Origin of the sequence: Aureimonas sp. AU12 (assembly GCF_001463705.1) — a bacterium.
Classification (GTDB): Bacteria; Pseudomonadota; Alphaproteobacteria; order Rhizobiales; family Rhizobiaceae; genus Aureimonas.
The window spans coordinates 26,733-46,124 of record NZ_BBWH01000018.1; the positions used below are offsets into that span (position 1 = coordinate 26,733).

Sequence of the window (19,392 nt, forward strand, 5' to 3'; positions counted from 1 at the left end):
GGCAGGGGTATTCCGTCCTTGCGGGCCTCCTCCTACGTGTCGGCGTTCGACAGGAGCGGCGAAGACGGTTCGGGTGGTGTCCAAGCCCACCCAAGGGGTCGAAGCGCTTAAAACGGCCTTCCTGCGAGCCATCTCGTCGCATCGAGCGGACGGGGTGGCACTTTCCTACCCCGACGAATCCTTGCGACGTGGCACGCACGCCCGCCGCGTCAGACGGCCGCGAGGCTCCGCTTGCCCGTCCCTCTCGCGGCGAACCGCCCGGCCAAGGTTCCGCCCGCCTCGACGGGTTCGCTCGACACGGCGGCGAGGAGGCGCCGGCCGCGTGCCCGCCATTCGGCCAGGCATCCGGACGGGGAGCGGTCGGCGGCGATGTGCAGGCATCGCCACGCGCTGAGGTCGTCCGGCTCGATCGTCGCGAATGTCGCCTGAAGTTCGTCGTCGGCCGCGATGCTGAGGTCGCGACCAAGGACAGAGCACCATGGCTCGGACGGCCTGCGGACGCGGCGCCACGCGCGGCCGGACGTCGTGGCCGTCACTTCGTCGGCGGCAAGCCACGCGCCCAAGGAGCCATCATAGACGACCCACTCGGTCGCGCCCCTGCCGGCGGCGCGCTCGCGGATGTACCGCCGGAGCGCGTTCGCGTCCCGGCGGGATTCGAGAATGGCGGCGACGGCGGTCACGTCGGGCGCCGCTCGTACTCGTCGGACGGGGCCTTCGGCTCGGGCTGCGCAACGACGGTTGCCGCGTTCGGATCGCGATCGAGTTCGGCGCGGCCCAGCTTCCGGAAGGCCGGGAGGGAGGCCGTGACCTCCTCGCGGTCGGCGCGAGCGAGTTCCGACCGCTGATCGTCGTCCATGTGGCCCTGTACGAACGCTCGGAGATCGGGATCGAGGCGGCGAAGCGCGGCGACGTCGCCCGATGCCGCCGACAGGAGCAAGTCGGCTTCCCGGGTCTCCGACCGCACGGCGCGAAGTTTCGTTGCCGTGTCGGCAATGGAACCGCTCTCTGCCGCCCATGCTGCCGCGACGGCGGGTGACGGCTCGTAGCCGACGAGGTCGATGCCCTGGCGCTGGCATTCCAGCCAGAGCCGGCCGGTTGCTTCTTCAGGCCATGGGCCGTCGAGCGTCAGGCTGCCGCCCCAGTCCTCGGCCGCTTTGGACGCGAGGGCGCGCAAGGACTCGTCCGAAACCGGGCCGAAGAGGTCTACGTGATCACCGGAATCGAGGAGGTTGGAACGGCCGCCAACCCCGACGCGGACCCCGGCGGGACTTTCCGTCACGTCCGCGAAGCCGCGGCGGCGCCATTTGTCCGCGATCGAGATCGACTCGTCCTCGGAAACTGCTGATTTCCGGCGGGTTTTGCCGGGCCTCCCGGCGGAGGCGGTGCGCTCGACGCGGTCGACGCCGTAGCCGGTGGACTCGGCGATCGCGTTCGCGAGGGCGGTGGCGGGCGCGCTGCGCGGCCCCCAAAGGGAAACGGTGCCGGACTCGTCGTCGCTCTCGACCCAGCCGCCGTCGCGAAGGAGGACGCGGACCTTCCGCGGGTCCTTGGCATCGACGAGGTACAGGGAGTCGGCGGTGCCGGGCGGGAGAACTGCGTCGGGGAAGCGATCCTTGAGGAGTCCGAGCTTGTAGTCCTGCTGGTGCAGTGCCTTCTTGCGGTCGGGGGCGCGGGCGAATCCGCGTGCTGACAAGGCCATTTGTTTCTCCGTTTCGATGAGTTCGTTTTCGAGTTTTCGGGTTTCGCGAAGGCCGGTCACGACTGCTGATCGGCGATCGTGTTTCCGTCGTCTCCGGACGGCCGCGACGCGCTGCTCGCCCATCTTCGGCTCAGGTGCACGGGGGTCGCCGCGCGCCTGGTAGGAGCGATGATCGGCGCGGCGTCGCGAGCCGGCGGCGCGGAGGTAGGAGTTCACCACGACGGCGACGCGCTCGCGCTCGGCCATGAGAGCATCGCCTCGAGTGCCGCCGCGACGCCCGCCGCTCTCGAAGATCGCGGCAAGGGCATCGTTCCGAGTCTTGGCGAATCCGGTCGGGCTGGCAGGGTCGAGCCGGCGGCAGGTCATCAGGAGATGGGCATGCGCGTTGATCCCGTTGTCGCCGGCGGGCGGGACGTGGATGCACGTATCGACCACGGCTCCGGCCTCGACGTAGGGGCGCGCTACGTCTGCCAAGAAGGCCCGCCACGCGGCGGGCTGGAGGTCCCGGGGGATCGAGATTTCGATCTCGCGTGCGGTCTGCGAGTTCTTGCGGACCTCGGCCAGTTCCACGCGGCTCCAAAGCGTCTCGCGGTCCAGCGCCCAGGCGGGCGCGTCGGCCGGACCCGTCATGAAGGAATCCAGTACGTGGCGCTTGCGCGAGTAGTCCCAGGTGCTGCCCGTCCGGGCATCGGTCAGACGCGCCCCGGCGCGGTATGCGGCGGCGGCGACGGCGCTCTTCCCGCGGCTTCGCTGAACGATCTTCGCGCTCATGTGGAACAGCGCCTCGTGAGCCGGGAGCGAAGTCACGCGAGGTCGTCCGGCTCGGCGAACGGGTCCCGGCCGTCGTCACTCCACCAGCTTCCGCCGGTGGCACCGAAGTAGCTTGGCTCGTTCTCGAGCGCGCGAAGCCGGTCATCCTCGCGTCGGGCGCGATCGTCAGCGCGTATCCAACGGTCGCGCTGCTCGTCGGCGAAATCGGCGATCGCGTCATGATCGGCACGGGACACGCCCTCCAGCCGCGCGGCGAGGAGGATAGCCGAGGCGTGGTCCCAGGCTGCACGCGAGGCCTCGGCGATCTGACGAAGGACGGTCGGCATGCGGTCTCTCCTCGGCGACGACGGGGAGGCCAGCGCCGCAGGCCGCGGCGATCTCAACGAGATCGCATAACCGCGCCTTCCAGGATTTCGGTTTCCCCTCTCACGAGGGTCTGGCGCCGATTTGCTCGACGCAACCTCCGCACTCACCATCGTTGTCAGGCGCTCCACGTTGGGCACCTCCGGGCCGCGCGAAACCTTGAAAAACTGGTCGGCGGCTCATTCGACGCGGAAGGACTCGCCGCTCCGCGCGATGGGATTCCGCCGGCGGCGTTGGTCGACCGGCGTGATGAGGGGACGGAACGATGGTGGACCTGACGAAGCTCAAACAGAAGCGGGCGCGGCTGGAAGCGAGCCTCGCGGCGGCGACGACAACGCTACGGGATGCCGAGCGGCGGGACGATACGAGGCGCAAAGTCGTAGCCGGCGCGGCTCTCCTATCGGCCGTCCGGGACGGGGCGATCTCGGACGACGTGCTGCCGTCGCTGGTCGGTCGGATGATGCCTCGCGACGCCGCGCTGTTCGCCGACCTGGCCCTGCTCCCCGAACTCGAGGAGAGCCGGTCGTGACCTTCGCCGACCTCCTCGCCACCCCGAGCGATACGGACGTCGCATGGAAGGTGGCAACCACGCTGCTGCCGCTCGACGGGGACGACACCGCGTTCGCGGTGGTCATGCGCTCCCTGTCGTCTTCGCTTGTGCTGATCGCGACGGCGTACCTCGCCTACGCCATCCTGTCCCTGATCGTGCAGGCGGCGCGGACTGGCGAACCCGTGCCCGAGAAGTCGTCCAGCGTCTTCGCGATGCTTCGGGTGGTTCTCGGGTTCGGGATGCTGATCCCGCTCGGCAGCCTGTCGGCCGTCCACTACGTCCTCCGGGACTTCGTCGTGGCACCCGGCATCCAGATCGCGAACGCGGGCGCCTCGGCCGCGGTCGGGTTCACCTTGAAGGACGGGCATCCCCTTTCGCCGGTCTCCGCGTCCGGCCGGGACCTCGTCCTCGCCGTTGCCGAGTCGGAGGTCTGCGCGCGAACCTACGCGACGGCGCGAGAGTGGCGCGTGATCGAGGGAGAAGGTGCGGCGCGCCTGCCCGATCCCGGCGGCTCGCCGATCGTCTCGCCTGCGGAGGAGTCCTGGTGGCCATGGGGCGAGGACCAACCCGAGCGGACGGCCGGCTATGCCTGGTCATGGGGTCCGGCCTGCGGCAGCTTGACCCTGACGACGGCTGAGGGGTTCGCGAAGGGTGAGTTCGGGGAAGCGAGGCGACAGGCCGTCGCCACGGTCATCGGCGCTGTCCGGGCCATGCCCTTCGCCGAGAAGCTGGCGGATGCGGTCAAGACTGCTTCGGATGCCGGGGCGCATCTGACAGGGCCGGACATCGAGACCGTCTACCAATCCCGCGGCCTGCTCCGTGCGCAGGTCGAGTCCGCGCTGCGCGAAGCCGGGAATCGGTACGATCGGGGCCTCTCCGAGATCGCCGCCTCTCTGTCGACCGGTGACGACACGGGCCTGCGCGAGGAGGTCGTGCGCGACGTCAGCGAGCGCGGATTCCTCGCGCTGGGGAGCTACTACCGGGTGCTCGCGCACTCGTCCCTCGCCGCGTCGGAGGCCGTGGCGGAACGTCCGGTCCGGACGGCTCCCGATCCCGCGTCGTGGGAGGGCTTGGCGGGTCCCGTGGGAACGGCACTCGCCCTGATCGACTCCCAGCTCCGTCGTGAATCCGTCGCGACGACGCTGGCTTCCGGCGAGGCATTGACGGGCGAGGCGGCGGGTGCCGGGAACGTCTTTGCGACGCTGCTCGGCTCGGTCACGACGCCGGTTGCCGACTTCCTCACGGGGTACGAGGGGTTCAGGCCCGATCCCGTGGGCGATCTTATGACGCTTGGCAACCGGCTGATGGTCGGAGGCCAGGTTGCGTTCGCGACGGCGCTCGCGGCCTACGGCGGCAGCGCCTTTGCGCTCGGTGCCGGGCAAGGGCTGCTCGACTTCGTCATGGTCCCCGGATGGACCCTGATCGGGCTGGCGTGGCTCGGCGGCGCCATCATGGTCTACGTGCTGCCGCTGGTGCCGTTCTTGTTCATGTTCTTCGCGTTCTCGGCATGGGCGCTCGAGGTGCTCGTCGCAGCCATCGCCGTCGTTGCCTGGGCCTTTGCGCATGTTCGGATCGACGAGCCGGACTTCGTCGGCAAGGCCCAGCTTCAGGGCTACGCCTCTCTGCTGATCTCGGTGATGCTCCGCCCCGTCGTGACGGTCGCGGGCTTCGTCGCCGCGCACATGATGACGGTCACGCTCCTGAACGTGTTCCTGTCGAGCTACAACTTGGCTTTCAATGCGGGTCAGGTCGGGTTCACCCTCGGCGCGACGGGCGTGGTCGTGTCGGTCGGGGTCATGGTCTACGTCCAATGGCACCTGGTGCTCTGGAGCTACCGCATGATCCTGACGGCACCCGAGCGCGTCGGGCAGTTCCTTGGGTTCTCCGTCCCGTCTTGGGGCGAGGGCGAAGCCGGGTCCACCGTCATCGGCGGGGTGGTCGGCGGGCACCGCCACCTCCCGAAAATGGGAGGGGCCGGGGGCAAGGGGAAAGACAAGCCTGGCGACGACAAGGCAGGGGCAAAGGCCGGAACCCCGCTGCGGGCCACGGGCAACGCCAAGAAGCCTGACGCGTCGGCGGCGTAACGAATGCGAAGGGGACCCGATCGGGTCCCCTTGTTCGTCAGATACCGTGGATGACCGACAGGCTCCACAGGAGTGCAAAGCCGCCGAGGGCGGCGAAGGCAACAAGGACCGGACTGGCGACGATCAGCATTGCGGCGAGCGCACGGAGAAGCGGATTACGGATGCCTGCCACCATCGAGAAGTCGTACCGCATCGCCTGATCTCCTGTCGTTCTCTTGGCCGCCCCTGCGGCCGTTCCGACCTCTCGACGCGGCATCTTGGCCGAGGGTAGCTGCCTCGCCTGCGCAGCAGGCGACGCCACGCGCTTGGGCATGAGCGCCCCCAGACAGGTATGCCGTAGAGGTGTGGAGGAACGGCGTCCAGGAAGGTCAAGATTCGATCGGATCGGGCTTGCGGGCGGTTCGGATCGCTTGGCGGACCTCATGGGTCCCGAACATTGCGATGATAGCGCCGGTCAGCCAGTAGCCAGACGCGAGCGTGTCGTCGCTCAAGGCAGCCCCGGCATTGAAGAGCAGGACGCCGTAGACAATGGCGGCAACCCCGCCGAGATACCCGGCGAGGCTGAGGAGGCGGCGCAACGCCGTTCGGCGGCGGAGGGCGAGGAGGACGGTCGTCGGCAACATGAGGGGTCTCCCGTGAGTCAGGAGACCAGCGTGCGGGCGGTCGGCGACGGCGTCTAGGTCAGGAAGTGGCGGCGATGTCGGCCAGGACGGCAACCGCGGCAACCGCAGCGCATGCCTGGGCGTCGTCCAAGGTCGCGGCGATGCCGTGGAGCAGGATGTCGTCCGACACGCCGACGATGGTCCACTCGTAGCCTGACGAGGTGCGCGACGGCTCGATCTCGGCCGCGACGACGAATCCGCCGACCTCGATCTCGGCCCAGGCGGCACCGACGACGGCGTGGCGGTCGGTCTTCCCGGGGAGGTTCACATCCCAGATGACGGGCAAGCGTTTGCCTGCCTCGATTGCACGGAGGCTGGCGGGGAGTCTCATGCGCGCGGCTCCGCGATCTCGTCGGGCAGCGCAACCCAGGTCGGATCGGCATTGCGGTCAAAACGAGCGATCTCGAGGCTCGTCTTGGCCGCCAAGTAGGCCGAAAAGACCTCCTTCGTCACTACCTCGGAGACCGCGTAAACGACCTCGCGGAGACTGTCGGCACGCTCGCGAGCAGCGGTCTCCACAGCCTCCCTCGTCATCTCCGGGCCGTCGATGTCGATCCAGAGACGGTGCCCTCTCCAGTACACCTCGGACCACCATTGTAGCCGCCCGCCAAAGCGGGCGGGGCGCTGGTAGACCTGGATGGTCATGCCGCCCAGCGTGGCCTCCCGAATCTCGTATCGGGAGTGGTCGAAGGGGGGCATGGCGGGTCGCATCGGGGCCGCGGCCGTACCGGACTTCTGGCCTACGGTGGCGAGGTCCAAAGCGTCGCCAGGCACGCCCTCGTCATCGCGCGGGCGCGTTGTCATTTCATCGATGTCCATGGGTCTCTCCGGGGGATACCGCTCCCCACCAAGGCGCCGCGCGGGTTGGCGGCGGCTTGGTGGAGGGCGGCGGGCCGTAGCCCGCCGGGGGGTCGTCAGGCTGCCTCGCGCCGCTCCCACATCTCGGCAGCGAGGTCCCGCGACTCCCAGACGTATCGACGGTAGAGGTCCTTCCGTGCCGCGACGTCGTCAGGCATCTGCATGACCGAGACCGTGACGGAGCGATCGGGCGCGAAGAAGAAAGCGCGCACCTCGGCGCGGACCTCATCGTCGCTGTCGATCACGAAGAGCTGGACCGTCCACCCCCTCGGCACGCCTGCGGCGCCTTCGATCTCGGTCCCGGTGACCTCGTGGGGAAATTCGGCGGTCCAGTAGCGCGGGTCCTTGGAGCGCATGTTCACACGCATCCAGTCGGACAGGGTGTGCCACCTGTCGGCATAGGGCGGCCGATCGCCCTCGCGCGAGGGCGTCAAATCTTTCTCGATGTCCATGGGGTGTCTCTCCGGGACTCCGCGTCCCGCTGCGGCGCCGGTGATCCCCGGCGGCTTGGTGGAGGGCGGCGGGCCTTAGCCTGCCGGGGTCGGTGTCAGGCAGCCTCGGCGGTCCGACACTGCGTCACGATCCGATAGCGTGCGACATCGTCGCCGAAGCGCTGGACGAGTCGCGCGTCAGTCTCGTCGCCGACGTAGGCGCCTTCCGGCATCCGGAAGGCGCGCAGGATGTCGTCTCCCTCCTCGCGGCCTGAAACGCGCTCCAGGTTGACGGCCTCGCCACCTTCCTCCGTTAGGTCCCGCGCGGCCTGGAGGATGACCTCCTCGTCCTCGATCATGCCGAGGTAGCCGATCTTCACTGCGACGATGACGCGGTAGTCGCCTCGCGTGAAGACCAGCACCGGACCGAAGTCCGCGCGCATCGCCTCGACATGCGCCGCCTCGATCTCCTCGTCCGTGATCGCGTCGTCGACGCCGTAGAACTCGCGGAGCTGCACGGCGGTGTTGCGGACGTTCACGGCACCGTAGTCGACGCCATCCCTGATGGCCTGCGTGAGGTCCTCGACCTCGGTGATGGCCTGCTGCTCGGTCATGCTGGTCTCCAGTTGTTGGTTGTCGCGAGGGTGCCGTCTTGGCCGTCCCCCATTGGGCCGCTCCTGCCGCGAGCGGTCGGGTGGAGGACGGGGATCAGGCTCCGCCCCGTTCCACGATCTCCCGCACCGCCTGCGCGTCTTCCAGCACCCACGGCGCATGGTCGATGACGTATGCCCGAGCCTCAAGCGCCTCGGTCAGCACCGAGCCTGGATCGACGCCAAGACGGTCGGCCAAGGCGGTGAGCCAGTCGGCCGGGTCCGCCGGGAGCCGCAGGAGGCGGGTCGTGGAGTGCCTGCGACGGTAGCGGCGGGAGCGCTCCGCGTCGGTCATCGCGCGGTCGCCGATCGGCAATGCGCCGCAGCGGCGTGGGGTCTGGGTCGTCGTCTCGATCATCGTCGTCGCGCTCTCCGTCATGTGATGACACACACAACATGACGCAGAGCAATACGGGGCGTCAACCACCTCTATCAGCAAAATTGAACATACGTAAAGTTCTAGTTACTTCATCCGAAGTTTATGTGAAGCTCTATCTTGGGTAGAGTGACCGTCCATGCAGGAACTCTGGTGTATCGGGTCGCGGACGTGTCCTACAATTGCGCGGCTGAAGGCACTCAATACGTTTCGAATACTTTCAATCGAATCTTTTGGCGGAGCGAATACAAGGACTCGATCCGGGCGGCGCAAGGACTCGCAAGGATTCGAACCGCGGCGGTCCTGGCCGCGGCAAGGATTCGTCAAGGCGGACGGCACCGCCGATCTCGGCGACGCACGGTGTCCCGACCGACACGGCAGGACGGTCTCAAAGGTATGAGGTCGCCAAAATCGAGAATGTTCCCGGCCTCGCGAACTTTTTTCGATCAGGTTTCGCCCGTCGTCCGCCTGGGCTTGATGAGGGTCGGCAGCAGGGACCCCGATCGGCAGCGGGCGCGAACGGTCCCTGGCACCCCGCCTCGGCCGGGGAAGGCGGCGGCGAGGGCGGACATGATCTGCGCGGCGCCGGGCGCGTCCGTGGCGAGGATCATCAAGGCGGCATCGGCAAGGGCGGACCTGATCGCGTCGTCCGTCGCCAGCGGGACCCAGTCGCGGATGCCTCGCGCTTGGGCCGATCAGGCGCAGACGATGCCCCTAGAACGGCGCGCCGTACTTGATCCAAGAGTCCGCGGACCAAGTTCCCTCCCGCTCCTCGCGGGCGAGCCGCTCGCACAGTTCGAGCGCGGTGCTGCCGTCGATCCAGCAATCGCCGTCCGATACGTCGACGATCGCTTGGAATGCCTTGATCCGGGCGCGCGCATCGTCATCGAAGCATTCGATGAAGGGCACGCCCCGCGACTCGAACGAGAGCAGGGTCTGCACCGTGTCAAACGCGGAACGTCCCCAGCGTCCGTCTTCCTCCAGCATCGTAATCCGGCGCCCGAGCTCGCCGAGTGCATGGCTGACGGTTGCCTCCGTTCGGATGCCCCAATTCCCGACGGCGGCCCGGGCGAAGAAGTCCGGAAGGTCATTGCACCAGTGGTTGATGCTGCCGCTGATCCGATGGGCGAAGTGGTAGATGCCCATGATCGCGCGTCCGTCATGGACGAGGCGCTGGATCGCGAGGAAGTCCTCGAACACGTCGGGACGGTCGCCGCCCCTGAGGGAGACGCGGAGCGTAGCTATCAGGCCCCTGACCTCGACGGACTCCCAGAAGAGGCCCTTGTCCCGCGGGACGGGGAGAGGCGCGACGCGGCCGGGCTTCTCGGCCGCGGCTGCCAAGCGAGCGGCCGCATCCTCGGGCGTCCACTTGCGGCCCCGCCGCAGGGCCAAGAGGTCGCCCTTGGCAACGACGTGGAACGACAGCAGCGCAAGCGGCGCGAACGCCTTCAGGAGCCTCTCCCGCCGCTTGCGACGGGCGGCATCCGTCTCCGCCGGGTCCGACCACAGACGAGCCGCGATGTCGCTCGCACGAAGGACGCAGAAGCCATCGACGGGGAGGAGGGCCGCTGCGATCTCGTGGAGGATACGGCCGTGCCCGTCCAGCGCGGCCACGCGGGCGTCGCGCTTCGGAGCGCCCCGGCCCGTCGCCAGCGCGCGCGATGCCTTGCGCTCGCTCACGTCGAGGTGCTGCGCGACGGCCTTGGCGGTCACCGGTCGTCCAATCTCCTCAAGGTAGTCGGGAACGACGGCGCTGATGATCAGCTTCTCCACGGCGCGTCCCTCGGCTGTCGTCCGCGGCGCCGGACGGGCACGCTTCTGGCCGAACCGCTGGACCATGAAGCGCGCGACGCCCTCCGCCGTCGTCCGGATCTGAGCGTCGGAGAGATCGACTCCGTCCGGCCGCCCCTCGCGCCAGCGGAGGAGGGCCGACCGACACCAGGCGGCGATTTCCCCGGCCTGACGCTCGGCTTGGGGCATCATGCCCCAGCGCTCGTATGCCTGCGCGCGAAGCCACTCGAAGGCCTCCGGCGCAATGCTCATGTCTTGACGGGTGCGGCTCGATCGCGCATCGTCACCTCCATTGAAACGCATCCATGACCCGGCCGGGACTGCAATCCCATGTGGCCGGGTCGATGCGTTAAAGGGTCAGGTCCGGACGGACCTCCGTCAAGCGTCCGACTGCGTCGGCCGAAGACGGGCCGACCGTCGCTCCGCTCCTAACGGCCCTACCCAAAGACCCTCCCTAACTAATAAAGGCATTTCGGCGAAGACGGCTTTCGCGCCGGGTAAGCGCCTGTATGGTCTGGCGATTTCCAGGAAACGGCGTGTCACATGGCCGGACGCCGAAGTCGCAAAACGCTTCGAAAGTCGAAACATTCGGTTCGAAACTCCCGAACCGTCGAAGGTCGCCTTAGTTCGAGAGTCCCGAACCGTCGAACCATCCGGCTTCGTGTGGTCGTTCGATAGTTCGGGACTCTCGAACTATCCGCTCGGTCGTCGATCCTGCATCGATCGAGAACGTTTCGAAACTCGAAGCGTCTTATTCGAGAGTTCCGAACTCTCGAAGCTCCGCGTTTCGGCGTGGATCCGTGAGAATGCGAGTAGCTTTGGCAACCGAAGGTTTCCTCGATCGTGCCAGGGTGACGGCTCCACGATCGACGGAGTCCTCATGCGTCTAGCCGCCAGCGTCCTGACCATCGCCGCCATGCTCACCCTGTCGCCCGCCGCGATGGCCGGTCCCGATCTGTCGCGGTCGGTCTCGGCGGGGGCGGAGCGGGGTGCAGCCGCCTTCCGCGGCATCTACGGGGAGAGCGGGATCAGCGGCGCCGCCGAGGCGGTCGAGACGTGCTACGGGTCCCTCAACAGGACGGCAACCGTGGAGAAGCTGGCGGAGTGCGCCGCGCTCGACATCACCGCCGCCAACGTCGATGGGCAGGCGGTCGCGAGCCTGGGGGGTCCTGCGTATCCCTTCTTCTCCGGGCCGCAGCTCGAACGTCGAGTCGGCACCGGAATGAAGGTGGCGGGCCTGACCAAGGCCGAGCGCGCCGCCTTCGATCGCGCGATCATGGCGGCGCTGGGCGGCGGGGAGGAGGAGCCGACGCCGTCCTCGTCGACAAAGGCCGAGGTGGTCTCCCTGAACTCGCTCGACGGCCTGCCATACGACCACAACGGGTCCGAGATGATCGTCGACGCCGGGAAGGGTGTGATCGTGTACGCGAAGCCAAAGGCCTCGATCGCCGGGACCGTGAAGCCGGGGACGGTGCTCTACCGCGGCCGGCCGTGGAGCCTGGACCCGAGGTCGGTGCCGATCCGCGGGACCGCCTTCGTCTACAAGAAGGGCTGCGCGCCTGCGCCATACGAAGTCCGGGGGGAGTACCGGGGCCAAGGGTTCAGCCTGTCCGGGGCCGCCCCCGTCCGGTCGAAGACCTCGTGCGCCATCACCGGCGTCACCACCTCGTCGGGGAACGCGAGGTTGGCGTTCGAGAGCACGTACATGGACGAGTGAACTTAGCGGCGACTGACAATCGGACCCGCTTGGCGTAAGTGATTCCTCCATGACGTGGTCGGCATCCATTCGGCCAGCATGGAGCGCCCCGCGACATGACCCGCATCAGAAAACTGAGCGTGCAGAACTTCCGAGGGATTCGCTCGCTCGAATGGCTTCCGGAAGAAGGCATCAACTGCCTCGTCGGTCCCGGCGACAGCGGGAAGTCGACCGTCCTAGAAGCGATCGACCTATGCCTCGGTGCGCGCAGGGCACCACAGATCGGGGATGCCGACTTCCACCTGCTCGACTGCGGGCGCGAGATCGTGATCTCCGCCACGTTGGGGGCATTGGACGGAAACCTCATGGCGCTGGAGTCCTACGGCCAGTTCCTGCGCGGCTTCGACCGTACGGTCGGCCTGCTGGAGGACGAGCCGGGGCAGGGCCTCGAGACCGTGATCACCGTCGAGATGCGGATCGGCGAGGACCTCGAGCCTCAGTGGTCGCTGGTCTCGGACCGCGCGTCCCGACTAGGGCTGACCAAGAACCTGTCCTGGGGCGACAGGACACGCATCGCGCCGACTCGGCTGGCGGGAGCCGGCGGCCATAATCTCGGCTGGCGTCGCGGATCGGTCCTCAGCAAGGTTTCCGACGAGAAGGTCGATGTGTCTTCCGTGCTGAGCCGGGCAGCACGCGACGCCCGGACCACGTTCGGCGAGGAGGCCGCGAAGGACCTCGCCTCGGCGCTCCAGTCCGTCCAGGGCCTGTCAGATCGGCTGGGGGTGCCGGTGGGCACTGGGGTCACGGCAATGCTCGACCCGCGATCGATGGACATCCGCAGCGGGACCGTGTCGCTGCACGATTCCGACGGGGTCCCCCTCCAGGGCCTTGGGCTTGGCTCGTCCCGTCTTCTGGTCGTCGGCTTGCAGAGGCTCGTCGCCGAACAAGCATCCATGATCCTGGTGGACGAACTCGAGCACGGACTGGAGCCGCACCGCATCCACCGCCTACTCTCGGAACTGGGGTCGAAGGAGCAGGTTCCGCCGCTCCAAGCCTTCCTAACGACCCACTCGCCGGTCGCGGTCAAGGAACTCACGACGCATCAGCTCCAGGTCGTCCGACGCACCTCGTCCGGAGAGGTCTCGATCGTTCGGGTCTCGGTCGCGGGCGACGTGCAGGGTGCCGTGCGGCTCGCGCCCGACGCGCTCCTGTCGCGGTCGGTGCTGGTCTGCGAGGGAGCGACGGAGGTCGGGTTCGTCCGGGGCATCGATCGCTACCGGACGGATCACGGCTATCCATCTTTGACCGCCCATGGTGTCGGCTTGGTGGACGGTGGCGGAAGCAACACCTTCGCGCGCGCCTCAGCGTTCATCGCCATGGGCTATCGCACCGCCGTCCTTCGGGATAGCGACAGGCCGTCTGGACCCGAGGAGGGCGCGTTCCTCGCTCAGGGCGGCGAGGTGTTCGCTTGGCGGGCTGGCCATGCTGTTGAGGACGAACTGTTCCTCGGCCTCGGCGACGCGGCGGTTGGCGCTCTGCTGGAGAGCGCAGTCGCGATGAAGGAGGCCGATCTCGTCGATCAGCACATCAAATCGACTTCGGCAGGGAGACACGGACTAGAGCATCTACGTAACTTGATTGCCTTCGGCGGGCTGGGCCTCGACGAGCGGGGTGCGCTGGCATCCGCCGCGAAGAAGGGGGGCTGGTTCAAGCAAATCACCGCTATGGAAGACGCGGCTCATGACGTAGTGGGGCCGAACCTCAGGACGGCCGACGCTCAGTTGACCAAGGTCGTAATCGATGCGTTCAAATGGATCGACGGAGTCTAAGGCTCATGGACCTTTTGTCGATTGAGCGCGGTTCGGTCGTCGCACCCGCGGGGTGCGGCAAGACCGAACTGATCGCCACGGCGTTGCTCCGCCATGCCCGGCCGTTGCCGATCCTTGTTCTCACGCACACGCACGCGGGCGTCGCAGCACTTCGCCGCAGGCTTGAGCGGTCGGGGGTCTCCCGTCGGGCCTACAGGCTGTCGACGATCGACGGGTGGGCGATGAGGCTCATATCGACGTTCCCCGCGCGTTCGGGCCATGACCCGGCGATCGTCGAGGCGGCACGTCCCGACTATCCGGAGGCGAGGAGAGCTGCGGCCGGGCTGCTTGCCGCCGGGCATGTCGACGACGTGATCCGGGCCAGCTACGACAGGCTGATCGTCGACGAGTACCAGGACTGCTCCTGCCTCCAGCATGCCACCGTCGCAGGGATCGCGGCTCTCGTTCCGACTGCGGTGCTGGGCGACCCGATGCAGGCGATCTTCAACTTCGGCAAGATCGACTGCATGGCGGACTGGGTCGGCGACGTCCTCGCGACGTTTCCGGTGGCGGAGACCCTGGACACCCCATGGCGCTGGATCAACGCGGGAGCGCACGATCTCGGCGCTTGGCTCCTGGAGGTTCGCGGGACCCTGGAAACTGGCGGCCGCGTTGATGTGAGGAACGGGCCGAACGTCACCTGGGTGCGGCTCGACGGGTCGGGAAGCGACCACCCATCCCAACTGCGCGCCTGCCTCACCAAGTCCCCCGTCGCGGGCGGCAACGTGCTCATCATCGGCGAGAGCACCAATCCGGCCTCGCAACGAGCGTTCGCCAGCCAGACACCCGGCGCGGTGACCGTCGAAGCCGTCGACCTCCAGGACCTCGTCATGTTCTCGCAGCGGCTCGACCTGTCGGCACCGAACGCGCTCGAGGTGATCGTGGACTTCGCCGAGAGCGTCATGAACAACGTCGGGGGCAAGGACTTCGTCCGACGGGTTCAGGTGCTTCGGGGTGGACGTGCGCGGAAGGAGGCTAACGGTGCCGAGTCTGCCGCGATGGCGTTCGAGGACGATCGGTGCCACAGCCGGGTCCTCGCACTCCTGTCGGAGATCAACGCTCAGTCGGGCGTCAGGGTCTACCGTCCGGCCGTTCATCGGGCGTGCATGCAGGCACTCCGTCAATCCACCGATGCCGACGGGTTTCGCGCTGCCTGCGTCCGAATGCGCGAAGAGCATCGCCAACTCGGCAGGGAACTACCGAACCGAGCGGTTGGGAGCACCTTGCTCCTGAAGGGGCTGGAGGCCGACGTCGCGGTGATCCTGTCGGCGGACAAGATGGATGCCCGACACCTGTATGTCGCCATGACGCGCGGTGCACGCAAGCTGGTGATCTGCTCGCGCGCGCCCACGCTGGGTTTCTGATCAAGGCATTCGGTGAACGCCGCAGCGGGTGGTTTTCCGCCCGTCCGCTTACTGCTGCTACTCGTAGGTAGCTGACATTCAGTTGCTCCCGACGGGTTCGGCGACGTCCAAATTTGAGTCCAATCGATCGGCCCCAAAGACAGCGCCACACGCAGCGAACATGCCACCAAGCCAATTCGGCGCGGACTGTTGCTCGCGCCGAGCATGGCGATTTTGGACCCAAGCGTCTCTAGCGGCTGGCGAGGACCGGGCTGGCCGTGCCCTTCAGACCCTCGACCACGACCAGCCCCGGCTCCTTGCCCGCCGTCGGCTCCCCCGGGGCGCCGATCGTGCGCACCGGGCCGATGCTGGAGGCCATGCCGGCTCCCTTGTCGTTGGTCTTCAGCACCACGACGGGCTCGGTTTGCCCTTCGAAGAACACGCCGTATTCGGTCATCGGCTTCAGCTTGGCGACGCTGACGTCGATCGTATCGACGAGCCCGAGATTGCGCGAGACGACCATGCCGGAACCGTCCGCGCCCTCGGGTGCCTTCAGCGATAGCGTCAGGTTCTCTGGACCCGCCTTCAACGGCACGAGGTTTTCGGTGCCCGCGCCCTCGGGAACCGCGCCCGGCACGAATACGAGGGCCTGCGGGGCCTGTCCGATCGGGATTTCCGCGACGACCTTCTGCTCGGCCGTGTCGATCACGTCGACCTTGTCGCCGTTCTCGAGCCCGACGAAGATCCGGCTGCCGTCCTCCGATCCCCAGATGCCGTGCGGCAATGCGCCGACGGGGATGGTTGCGACGAGCTGCGTCTTCTCGCCGGGCTTGTAGACCTTCACGACGTTCTCGCCGCCGATCGTGACGTAGACCAGCGTCGCGCCGTCCACCGTGCCGAAGCCGAGATGGTTGGAGATCGGTCCGCTGTCGATCACCTCCTTCACCTCGAGCGTCTTGGCATCGACGCGCGTGACCTTGCCGACGTCCTTGTGCGTCAGCCAGACGTCGCTGCCGTCAGGGCTCACCTGTACGAAGGGCACGAATGGCGAGACGACCGGGATCCGCTTCACCAGCGCATGGCTCGCGACGTCGAAGACCTCGAGCACCGGGTTGAACGAGTTGGCGACGAAGGCGAGCTTGCCGTCGCGTGAGAACTTGGTCATGCCCGGACCGCTTGTCGTCGGGATGCTGCCCGTCTCCTTGAAGGTCGCGGCATCAATCACCGACAGATAGTCCTCACCGCGCACCGTCGCCCAGACTTCCGTCCCGTCCGGCGTGAAGAAGGCCTCGTGCGGGTTGCGCCCGACATAGGTCGTGCCCTTCACGACATTGGTCGCCGTGTTGATGAAGGTGACGGAGTTTGTCACCGTCGAGACGACGACAAGCGTCTTGTGGTCCGGCGAGAAGCCGAGGCCATGAACGTTGACCTCGCCCTTGTAGAGGGGGCTCAGAACGTCCGGGCGCGGATTGCCGAGCCGGATCTGGCCCAACAGCTTGTTCGCGACGGGGTCGATGACCGAGACCGTGTTGGAGTTCTGGTCGGCGGTGTAGACGCGGTCTGACGCGGCAGGCAGCGCGAAGGCCGACGTCGAGACGAGGAGCGCGGCGGCGAGGATGGCGGTGCGGGTCATGGGGTTGTCTCCGGAACGGGCTTTGGTTTGTCGGCGGATGCGGCGAGCATCGAGCGCATCAGCGCGATCTCGTAGGTCTGTTCGGTGATGATGGACTGCGCGAGGTTGCGGATCGCCGGGTCCCCGGTCGAGCCGAGGACGGCCTTGGCCATGTCGATCGCGCCCTGGTGATGCGGGATCATCTGGGACAGGAAGTCGTGCTCGGGATCGCCGGTCACCTGAGCCGACATCATGCCGGCGTGCATCCTCTCCATCGCCTCGGCGGTCGCTTCGGCATAGTGTGAACCGTCGGGCGTGGCCGGCACCATCGGCGAGTGCTGATGAGCGGGCGCGTCCTGCGCCTCTGCCGAGGAGAGTGACGCCCCGGCGAAGGCCAGGGTCAGGAGAAGCGTCTTCAGCATGGATTCACAGGGTCCTCGAAGTACGGGGTCGGCAAGAAGACGCGTGCGGACGCCTTTCATTCCCGTGGCGGCAACATTTATTCGGGGCGAGGCGCCTGAAGCATCCATCGCCTCCATCGATCGGAATGACCAAAACAACGCGTTGGATCGAACGATCGCCGTTGTGCATGGTCCCGGCAGGATAAGGACCCCGCCGATGACCTTCGAACAGATGCGTGCCGTCACCCTCGGCCTCCAACCGCTGTCACGCCTCGACAGCCCGCGGGAGGTCGTGCGCCAGTTCACCCCGAACTGGTTCGCCGCCACGATGGGCACCGGGATCCTGGCAATCGCGCTGTCGCAGTTCCAGGCAGACGTGCCGATGCTGCATCCGGTGGCCGAGGGCCTCTGGATGTTCAACATCGCGCTGTTCACGCTCTTCGCCGGCCTCTATGCCGCCCGCTGGATCTTCTTCTTCGACGGGGCTAAGCGCATCTTCGGCCATTCCGTCGTGTCAATGTTCTTCGGCTGCATCCCGATGGGCCTCGCCACCATCGTCAACGGCTTCCTGATCTTCGGCCTGCCGCGCTATGGTGAGGTCGCGCTCAGGATCGCAGAGACGCTCTGGTGGATCGACGTCGCGATGGCAGCAGCCTGCGGGGTTGCCATCCCCTTCATGATGTTCACCCGGCAGAGCCACTCGATCGACCAGATGACGGCGGTCTGGCTCCTGCCGGTGGTCGCGGCCGAAGTCGCGGCCGTCTCCGGGGGACTGCTCGCGCCGCATCTCGTCGATCCGCATTCCCAGCTCGTGGTGTTGACCCTCTCATATGCGCTCTGGGCGCTGTCGGTGCCGATCGCGCTCAGCATCCTCGTCGTGCTCCTACTGCGCATGGCCGTCCACAAGCTGCCGCACGCCAACATGGCAGCGTCGAGCTGGCTGGCGCTCGGGCCGATCGGCACCGGTTCGCTCGGGCTGATGACGCTGGGCGGCGCGGCCCCCGCGATCCTTTCCGCCAACGGTCTGGAGCGCTTCGGCGCCTTTGCGGAAGGGCTCGGCCTCTTCGGCGGGCTGCTTCTCTGGGGCTATGGGCTCTGGTGGCTGGCGATGGCCGTGCTCGTGACGCTGCGCTACCTGCGCGATGGCCTTCCCTTCAACATCGGCTGGTGGGGCTACACGTTCCCCCTTGGTGTCTATGCCGTGGCCACGCTGAAGCTCGGCACCCTCCTGCCGATCGCTGCCATCCAGGTCTTCGGTGCGGTGCTCGTCGCGGTGCTGGCAGTGCTTTGGGTGATCGTCGGCACGAGGACGGTGCGCGGTGCCTGGAGGGGCGATCTCTTCGTCTCGCCCTGCCTCAAGGCCGATTGAGAGAAGGAAAAGCAGCCGCCGGCGGTTGCTTGTTGAGGAAGGCGGTGACGCCGGCCCGGAACCGGACGGCGCCGCCCTGGGCGGGGTGGCGCACGTAGGTGGCGGGGATACCGAGCCCGTCCGCCGCACGCTGTGCCACCCGGCCGATGCAGAGGATTCGGCGCGGCGCGAAGATCGCGACGATCATCTCCAGCACCTTCCGATGTTCGGCGATCTCGGTCCGCGTCGGCGTCCGGTTGCGCAAGGGCAGAACGCCGCGATGGGGATGGAAGAGCACCGCGTTCCAGAACAACGGCAGCGGGTCGGGCACCGCGTTCCAGATCTCCCGGGAGGTTCCAGACTCCAGTGTCGGCAGGGTCCCGCGGGTCGCCCGCGCCAGCGGCGGATCGAGGCCGAGCCGCTCCGACAGGTCGGCGAGCCGCCCGTCGCCCGTGAACGGCACACCTGTCCGACGCGCTCCAAAGCGCGAGGGTGCTTCGCCGAGCCAGAGGTCATTGACGCCGCGATCCGCCATCGCGGCGAGATAACGCCCGAGATTGCGACGGCGGATGGCTGGCGCGTCAGCGTCCTCAATCTCCGCGTCGAACCCGGCATAGGGGTTGAACAGGTTGGCCTTTTCAGGCAGCGCCGCGAGACGCTCGACGATCGCGTCGACTGAATGTCGTCTGGACGTGGTCGATCCATCGATCACGCCGGCGGCACCTCGATCGTCGGCAGCTCGGCGAGAAAGGCGGCGACGGCGCGGCTCGGGTGACGGTCCCTCGCCAACACCGAATGGAACCCGCGCGACGGCAGGTCGAAGGGTAGCGCCACCAGTGTCCCCGTGCGAAGGCCTGCATCCGCGACCACGGCGGGGAGGATCCCGACG

20 protein-coding genes and 1 pseudogene are annotated in these 19,392 nt (G+C 67.5%); 6 read left to right on the forward strand and 15 right to left on the reverse strand.

Annotated elements, in window-relative coordinates; all coding sequences use genetic code 11:
* Positions 1–209: 209 nt before the first annotated feature.
* Genes AUL33_RS06780 through AUL33_RS06790 form a run of 3 tightly spaced genes read right to left on the reverse strand, consistent with a single transcriptional unit; the run spans position 210 to position 2,796 of the window.
* Positions 210–680 carry a hypothetical protein gene (locus AUL33_RS06780; RefSeq protein WP_062205607.1) on the reverse strand — a complete coding sequence of 157 codons (471 nt, stop codon included), beginning with the start codon at positions 678–680 and terminating at the stop codon, positions 210–212.
* Positions 677–2,470 (reverse strand): MobA/MobL family protein, encoded by a 1,794-nt coding sequence (locus AUL33_RS06785; RefSeq protein ID WP_062205612.1) that lies wholly within the window; start codon positions 2,468–2,470, stop codon positions 677–679. The genes AUL33_RS06780 and AUL33_RS06785 overlap by 4 nt, the downstream gene beginning before the upstream one ends.
* Positions 2,471–2,502: 32 nt before the next feature.
* Complete coding sequence (locus AUL33_RS06790) at positions 2,503–2,796, reverse strand: hypothetical protein (protein ID WP_062205615.1); 294 nt, start codon at positions 2,794–2,796, stop codon at positions 2,503–2,505.
* Positions 2,797–3,098: 302 nt separating this feature from the next.
* On the opposite strand from AUL33_RS06790, the gene AUL33_RS06795 reads away from it, so the two are divergent.
* The gene (locus tag AUL33_RS06795; RefSeq protein WP_062205618.1) at positions 3,099–3,362 is read left to right on the forward strand and encodes a hypothetical protein; all 264 of its coding nucleotides are present in this window, start codon (positions 3,099–3,101) and stop codon (positions 3,360–3,362) included.
* Entirely contained in the window at positions 3,359–5,467 is a 2,109-nt protein-coding gene (locus AUL33_RS06800) for a DotA/TraY family protein (protein WP_062205621.1), read from the forward strand. Before AUL33_RS06795 ends, AUL33_RS06800 begins: the two co-directional genes overlap by 4 nt.
* 37 nt (positions 5,468–5,504) lie before the next feature.
* Here the strand turns inward: AUL33_RS06800 and AUL33_RS22055 are convergent, their stop codons facing one another.
* The 8 genes from AUL33_RS22055 to AUL33_RS06835 form a co-directional block, all read right to left on the reverse strand.
* Positions 5,505–5,660 (reverse strand): hypothetical protein, encoded by a 156-nt coding sequence (locus AUL33_RS22055; protein WP_156419312.1) that lies wholly within the window; start codon positions 5,658–5,660, stop codon positions 5,505–5,507.
* 175 nt (positions 5,661–5,835) lie between these two features.
* Positions 5,836–6,090, reverse strand: a complete 255-nt coding sequence (locus tag AUL33_RS06805) for a hypothetical protein (protein ID WP_062205624.1) — start codon at positions 6,088–6,090, stop codon at positions 5,836–5,838.
* A gap of 58 nt (positions 6,091–6,148) precedes the next feature.
* The gene (locus AUL33_RS06810) at positions 6,149–6,460 is read right to left on the reverse strand and encodes a hypothetical protein (protein WP_156419313.1); all 312 of its coding nucleotides are present in this window, start codon (positions 6,458–6,460) and stop codon (positions 6,149–6,151) included.
* The gene (locus AUL33_RS06815; RefSeq protein WP_062205631.1) at positions 6,457–6,948 is read right to left on the reverse strand and encodes a hypothetical protein; all 492 of its coding nucleotides are present in this window, start codon (positions 6,946–6,948) and stop codon (positions 6,457–6,459) included. Before AUL33_RS06815 ends, AUL33_RS06810 begins: the two co-directional genes overlap by 4 nt.
* A gap of 95 nt (positions 6,949–7,043) precedes the next feature.
* Positions 7,044–7,439, reverse strand: a complete 396-nt coding sequence (locus tag AUL33_RS06820) for a hypothetical protein (RefSeq protein WP_062205634.1) — start codon at positions 7,437–7,439, stop codon at positions 7,044–7,046.
* A gap of 95 nt (positions 7,440–7,534) precedes the next feature.
* Positions 7,535–8,032: a hypothetical protein gene (locus AUL33_RS06825; protein WP_062205637.1), complete on the reverse strand. Its 498-nt coding sequence runs from the start codon at positions 8,030–8,032 to the stop codon at positions 7,535–7,537.
* Positions 8,033–8,126: 94 nt separating this feature from the next.
* Positions 8,127–8,426: a hypothetical protein gene (locus AUL33_RS06830; RefSeq protein WP_062205640.1), complete on the reverse strand. Its 300-nt coding sequence runs from the start codon at positions 8,424–8,426 to the stop codon at positions 8,127–8,129.
* Between the two features lie 732 nt (positions 8,427–9,158).
* A complete protein-coding gene (locus AUL33_RS06835; protein WP_062205643.1) occupies positions 9,159–10,487 on the reverse strand; it encodes a hypothetical protein in 1,329 nt (442 codons plus the stop codon).
* 628 nt (positions 10,488–11,115) lie between these two features.
* Here AUL33_RS06835 and AUL33_RS06840 point away from each other — a divergent pair.
* From AUL33_RS06840 to AUL33_RS06850, 3 genes are all read left to right on the forward strand, one after another.
* Complete coding sequence (locus AUL33_RS06840) at positions 11,116–11,952, forward strand: hypothetical protein (protein WP_062205648.1); 837 nt, start codon at positions 11,116–11,118, stop codon at positions 11,950–11,952.
* Positions 11,953–12,047: 95 nt separating this feature from the next.
* The gene (locus tag AUL33_RS06845; RefSeq protein ID WP_062205651.1) at positions 12,048–13,760 is read left to right on the forward strand and encodes an ATP-dependent endonuclease; all 1,713 of its coding nucleotides are present in this window, start codon (positions 12,048–12,050) and stop codon (positions 13,758–13,760) included.
* Positions 13,761–13,765: 5 nt separating this feature from the next.
* Positions 13,766–15,163: an AAA family ATPase gene (locus AUL33_RS06850; protein ID WP_062205653.1), complete on the forward strand. Its 1,398-nt coding sequence runs from the start codon at positions 13,766–13,768 to the stop codon at positions 15,161–15,163.
* Between the two features lie 229 nt (positions 15,164–15,392).
* On the opposite strand, the gene AUL33_RS06855 is transcribed toward AUL33_RS06850, so the two are convergent.
* Together AUL33_RS06855 and AUL33_RS06860 are read right to left on the reverse strand one after the other, a co-directional pair.
* Positions 15,393–16,775, reverse strand: coding sequence for a YncE family protein (locus AUL33_RS06855; protein WP_062205656.1), 1,383 nt, complete (start codon positions 16,773–16,775; stop codon positions 15,393–15,395).
* Entirely contained in the window at positions 16,772–17,176 is a 405-nt protein-coding gene (locus tag AUL33_RS06860; protein ID WP_156419314.1) for a DUF305 domain-containing protein, read from the reverse strand. The genes AUL33_RS06855 and AUL33_RS06860 overlap by 4 nt, the downstream gene beginning before the upstream one ends.
* Before the next feature lie 196 nt (positions 17,177–17,372).
* On the opposite strand from AUL33_RS06860, the gene AUL33_RS06865 reads away from it, so the two are divergent.
* On the forward strand, positions 17,373–18,524 hold the full coding sequence (locus AUL33_RS06865) for a TDT family transporter (protein ID WP_062205665.1): 1,152 nt from the start codon (positions 17,373–17,375) through the stop codon (positions 18,522–18,524).
* Here the strand turns inward: AUL33_RS06865 and AUL33_RS06870 are convergent.
* Together AUL33_RS06870 and AUL33_RS06875 are read right to left on the reverse strand one after the other, a co-directional pair.
* Positions 18,511–19,215 (reverse strand): uracil-DNA glycosylase, encoded by a 705-nt coding sequence (locus AUL33_RS06870; RefSeq protein WP_062205668.1) that lies wholly within the window; start codon positions 19,213–19,215, stop codon positions 18,511–18,513. The two genes, AUL33_RS06865 and AUL33_RS06870, sit on opposite strands and share 14 nt — an antisense overlap.
* Positions 19,212–19,392: pseudogene (locus AUL33_RS06875) on the reverse strand (LysR family transcriptional regulator); the annotation flags it as partial. The gene AUL33_RS06870 and the pseudogene AUL33_RS06875, both read right to left, overlap by 4 nt.

Excerpts from the sequence above, each read along its gene's own strand:
- AUL33_RS06830 (WP_062205640.1), bottom strand. The coding sequence starts at position 8,426 with ATGATCGAGACGACGACCCAGACCCCACGCCGCTGCGGCGCATTGCCG.
- AUL33_RS06805 (WP_062205624.1), bottom strand. The coding sequence starts at position 6,090 with ATGTTGCCGACGACCGTCCTCCTCGCCCTCCGCCGCCGAACGGCGTTG.
- AUL33_RS06865 (WP_062205665.1), top strand. The coding sequence starts at position 17,373 with ATGACCTTCGAACAGATGCGTGCCGTCACCCTCGGCCTCCAACCGCTG.
- AUL33_RS06785 (WP_062205612.1), bottom strand. The coding sequence starts at position 2,470 with ATGAGCGCGAAGATCGTTCAGCGAAGCCGCGGGAAGAGCGCCGTCGCC.
- AUL33_RS06845 (WP_062205651.1), top strand. The coding sequence starts at position 12,048 with ATGACCCGCATCAGAAAACTGAGCGTGCAGAACTTCCGAGGGATTCGC.
- AUL33_RS06850 (WP_062205653.1), top strand. The coding sequence starts at position 13,766 with ATGGACCTTTTGTCGATTGAGCGCGGTTCGGTCGTCGCACCCGCGGGG.
- AUL33_RS06855 (WP_062205656.1), bottom strand. The coding sequence starts at position 16,775 with ATGACCCGCACCGCCATCCTCGCCGCCGCGCTCCTCGTCTCGACGTCG.
- AUL33_RS06860 (WP_156419314.1), bottom strand. The coding sequence starts at position 17,176 with ATGCTGAAGACGCTTCTCCTGACCCTGGCCTTCGCCGGGGCGTCACTC.
- AUL33_RS06795 (WP_062205618.1), top strand. The coding sequence starts at position 3,099 with ATGGTGGACCTGACGAAGCTCAAACAGAAGCGGGCGCGGCTGGAAGCG.
- AUL33_RS06840 (WP_062205648.1), top strand. The coding sequence starts at position 11,116 with ATGCGTCTAGCCGCCAGCGTCCTGACCATCGCCGCCATGCTCACCCTG.
- AUL33_RS06815 (WP_062205631.1), bottom strand. The coding sequence starts at position 6,948 with ATGGACATCGATGAAATGACAACGCGCCCGCGCGATGACGAGGGCGTG.
- AUL33_RS22055 (WP_156419312.1), bottom strand. The coding sequence starts at position 5,660 with ATGCGGTACGACTTCTCGATGGTGGCAGGCATCCGTAATCCGCTTCTC.
- AUL33_RS06820 (WP_062205634.1), bottom strand. The coding sequence starts at position 7,439 with ATGGACATCGAGAAAGATTTGACGCCCTCGCGCGAGGGCGATCGGCCG.
- AUL33_RS06835 (WP_062205643.1), bottom strand. The coding sequence starts at position 10,487 with ATGAGCATTGCGCCGGAGGCCTTCGAGTGGCTTCGCGCGCAGGCATAC.
- AUL33_RS06810 (WP_156419313.1), bottom strand. The coding sequence starts at position 6,460 with ATGAGACTCCCCGCCAGCCTCCGTGCAATCGAGGCAGGCAAACGCTTG.
- AUL33_RS06790 (WP_062205615.1), bottom strand. The coding sequence starts at position 2,796 with ATGCCGACCGTCCTTCGTCAGATCGCCGAGGCCTCGCGTGCAGCCTGG.
- AUL33_RS06825 (WP_062205637.1), bottom strand. The coding sequence starts at position 8,032 with ATGACCGAGCAGCAGGCCATCACCGAGGTCGAGGACCTCACGCAGGCC.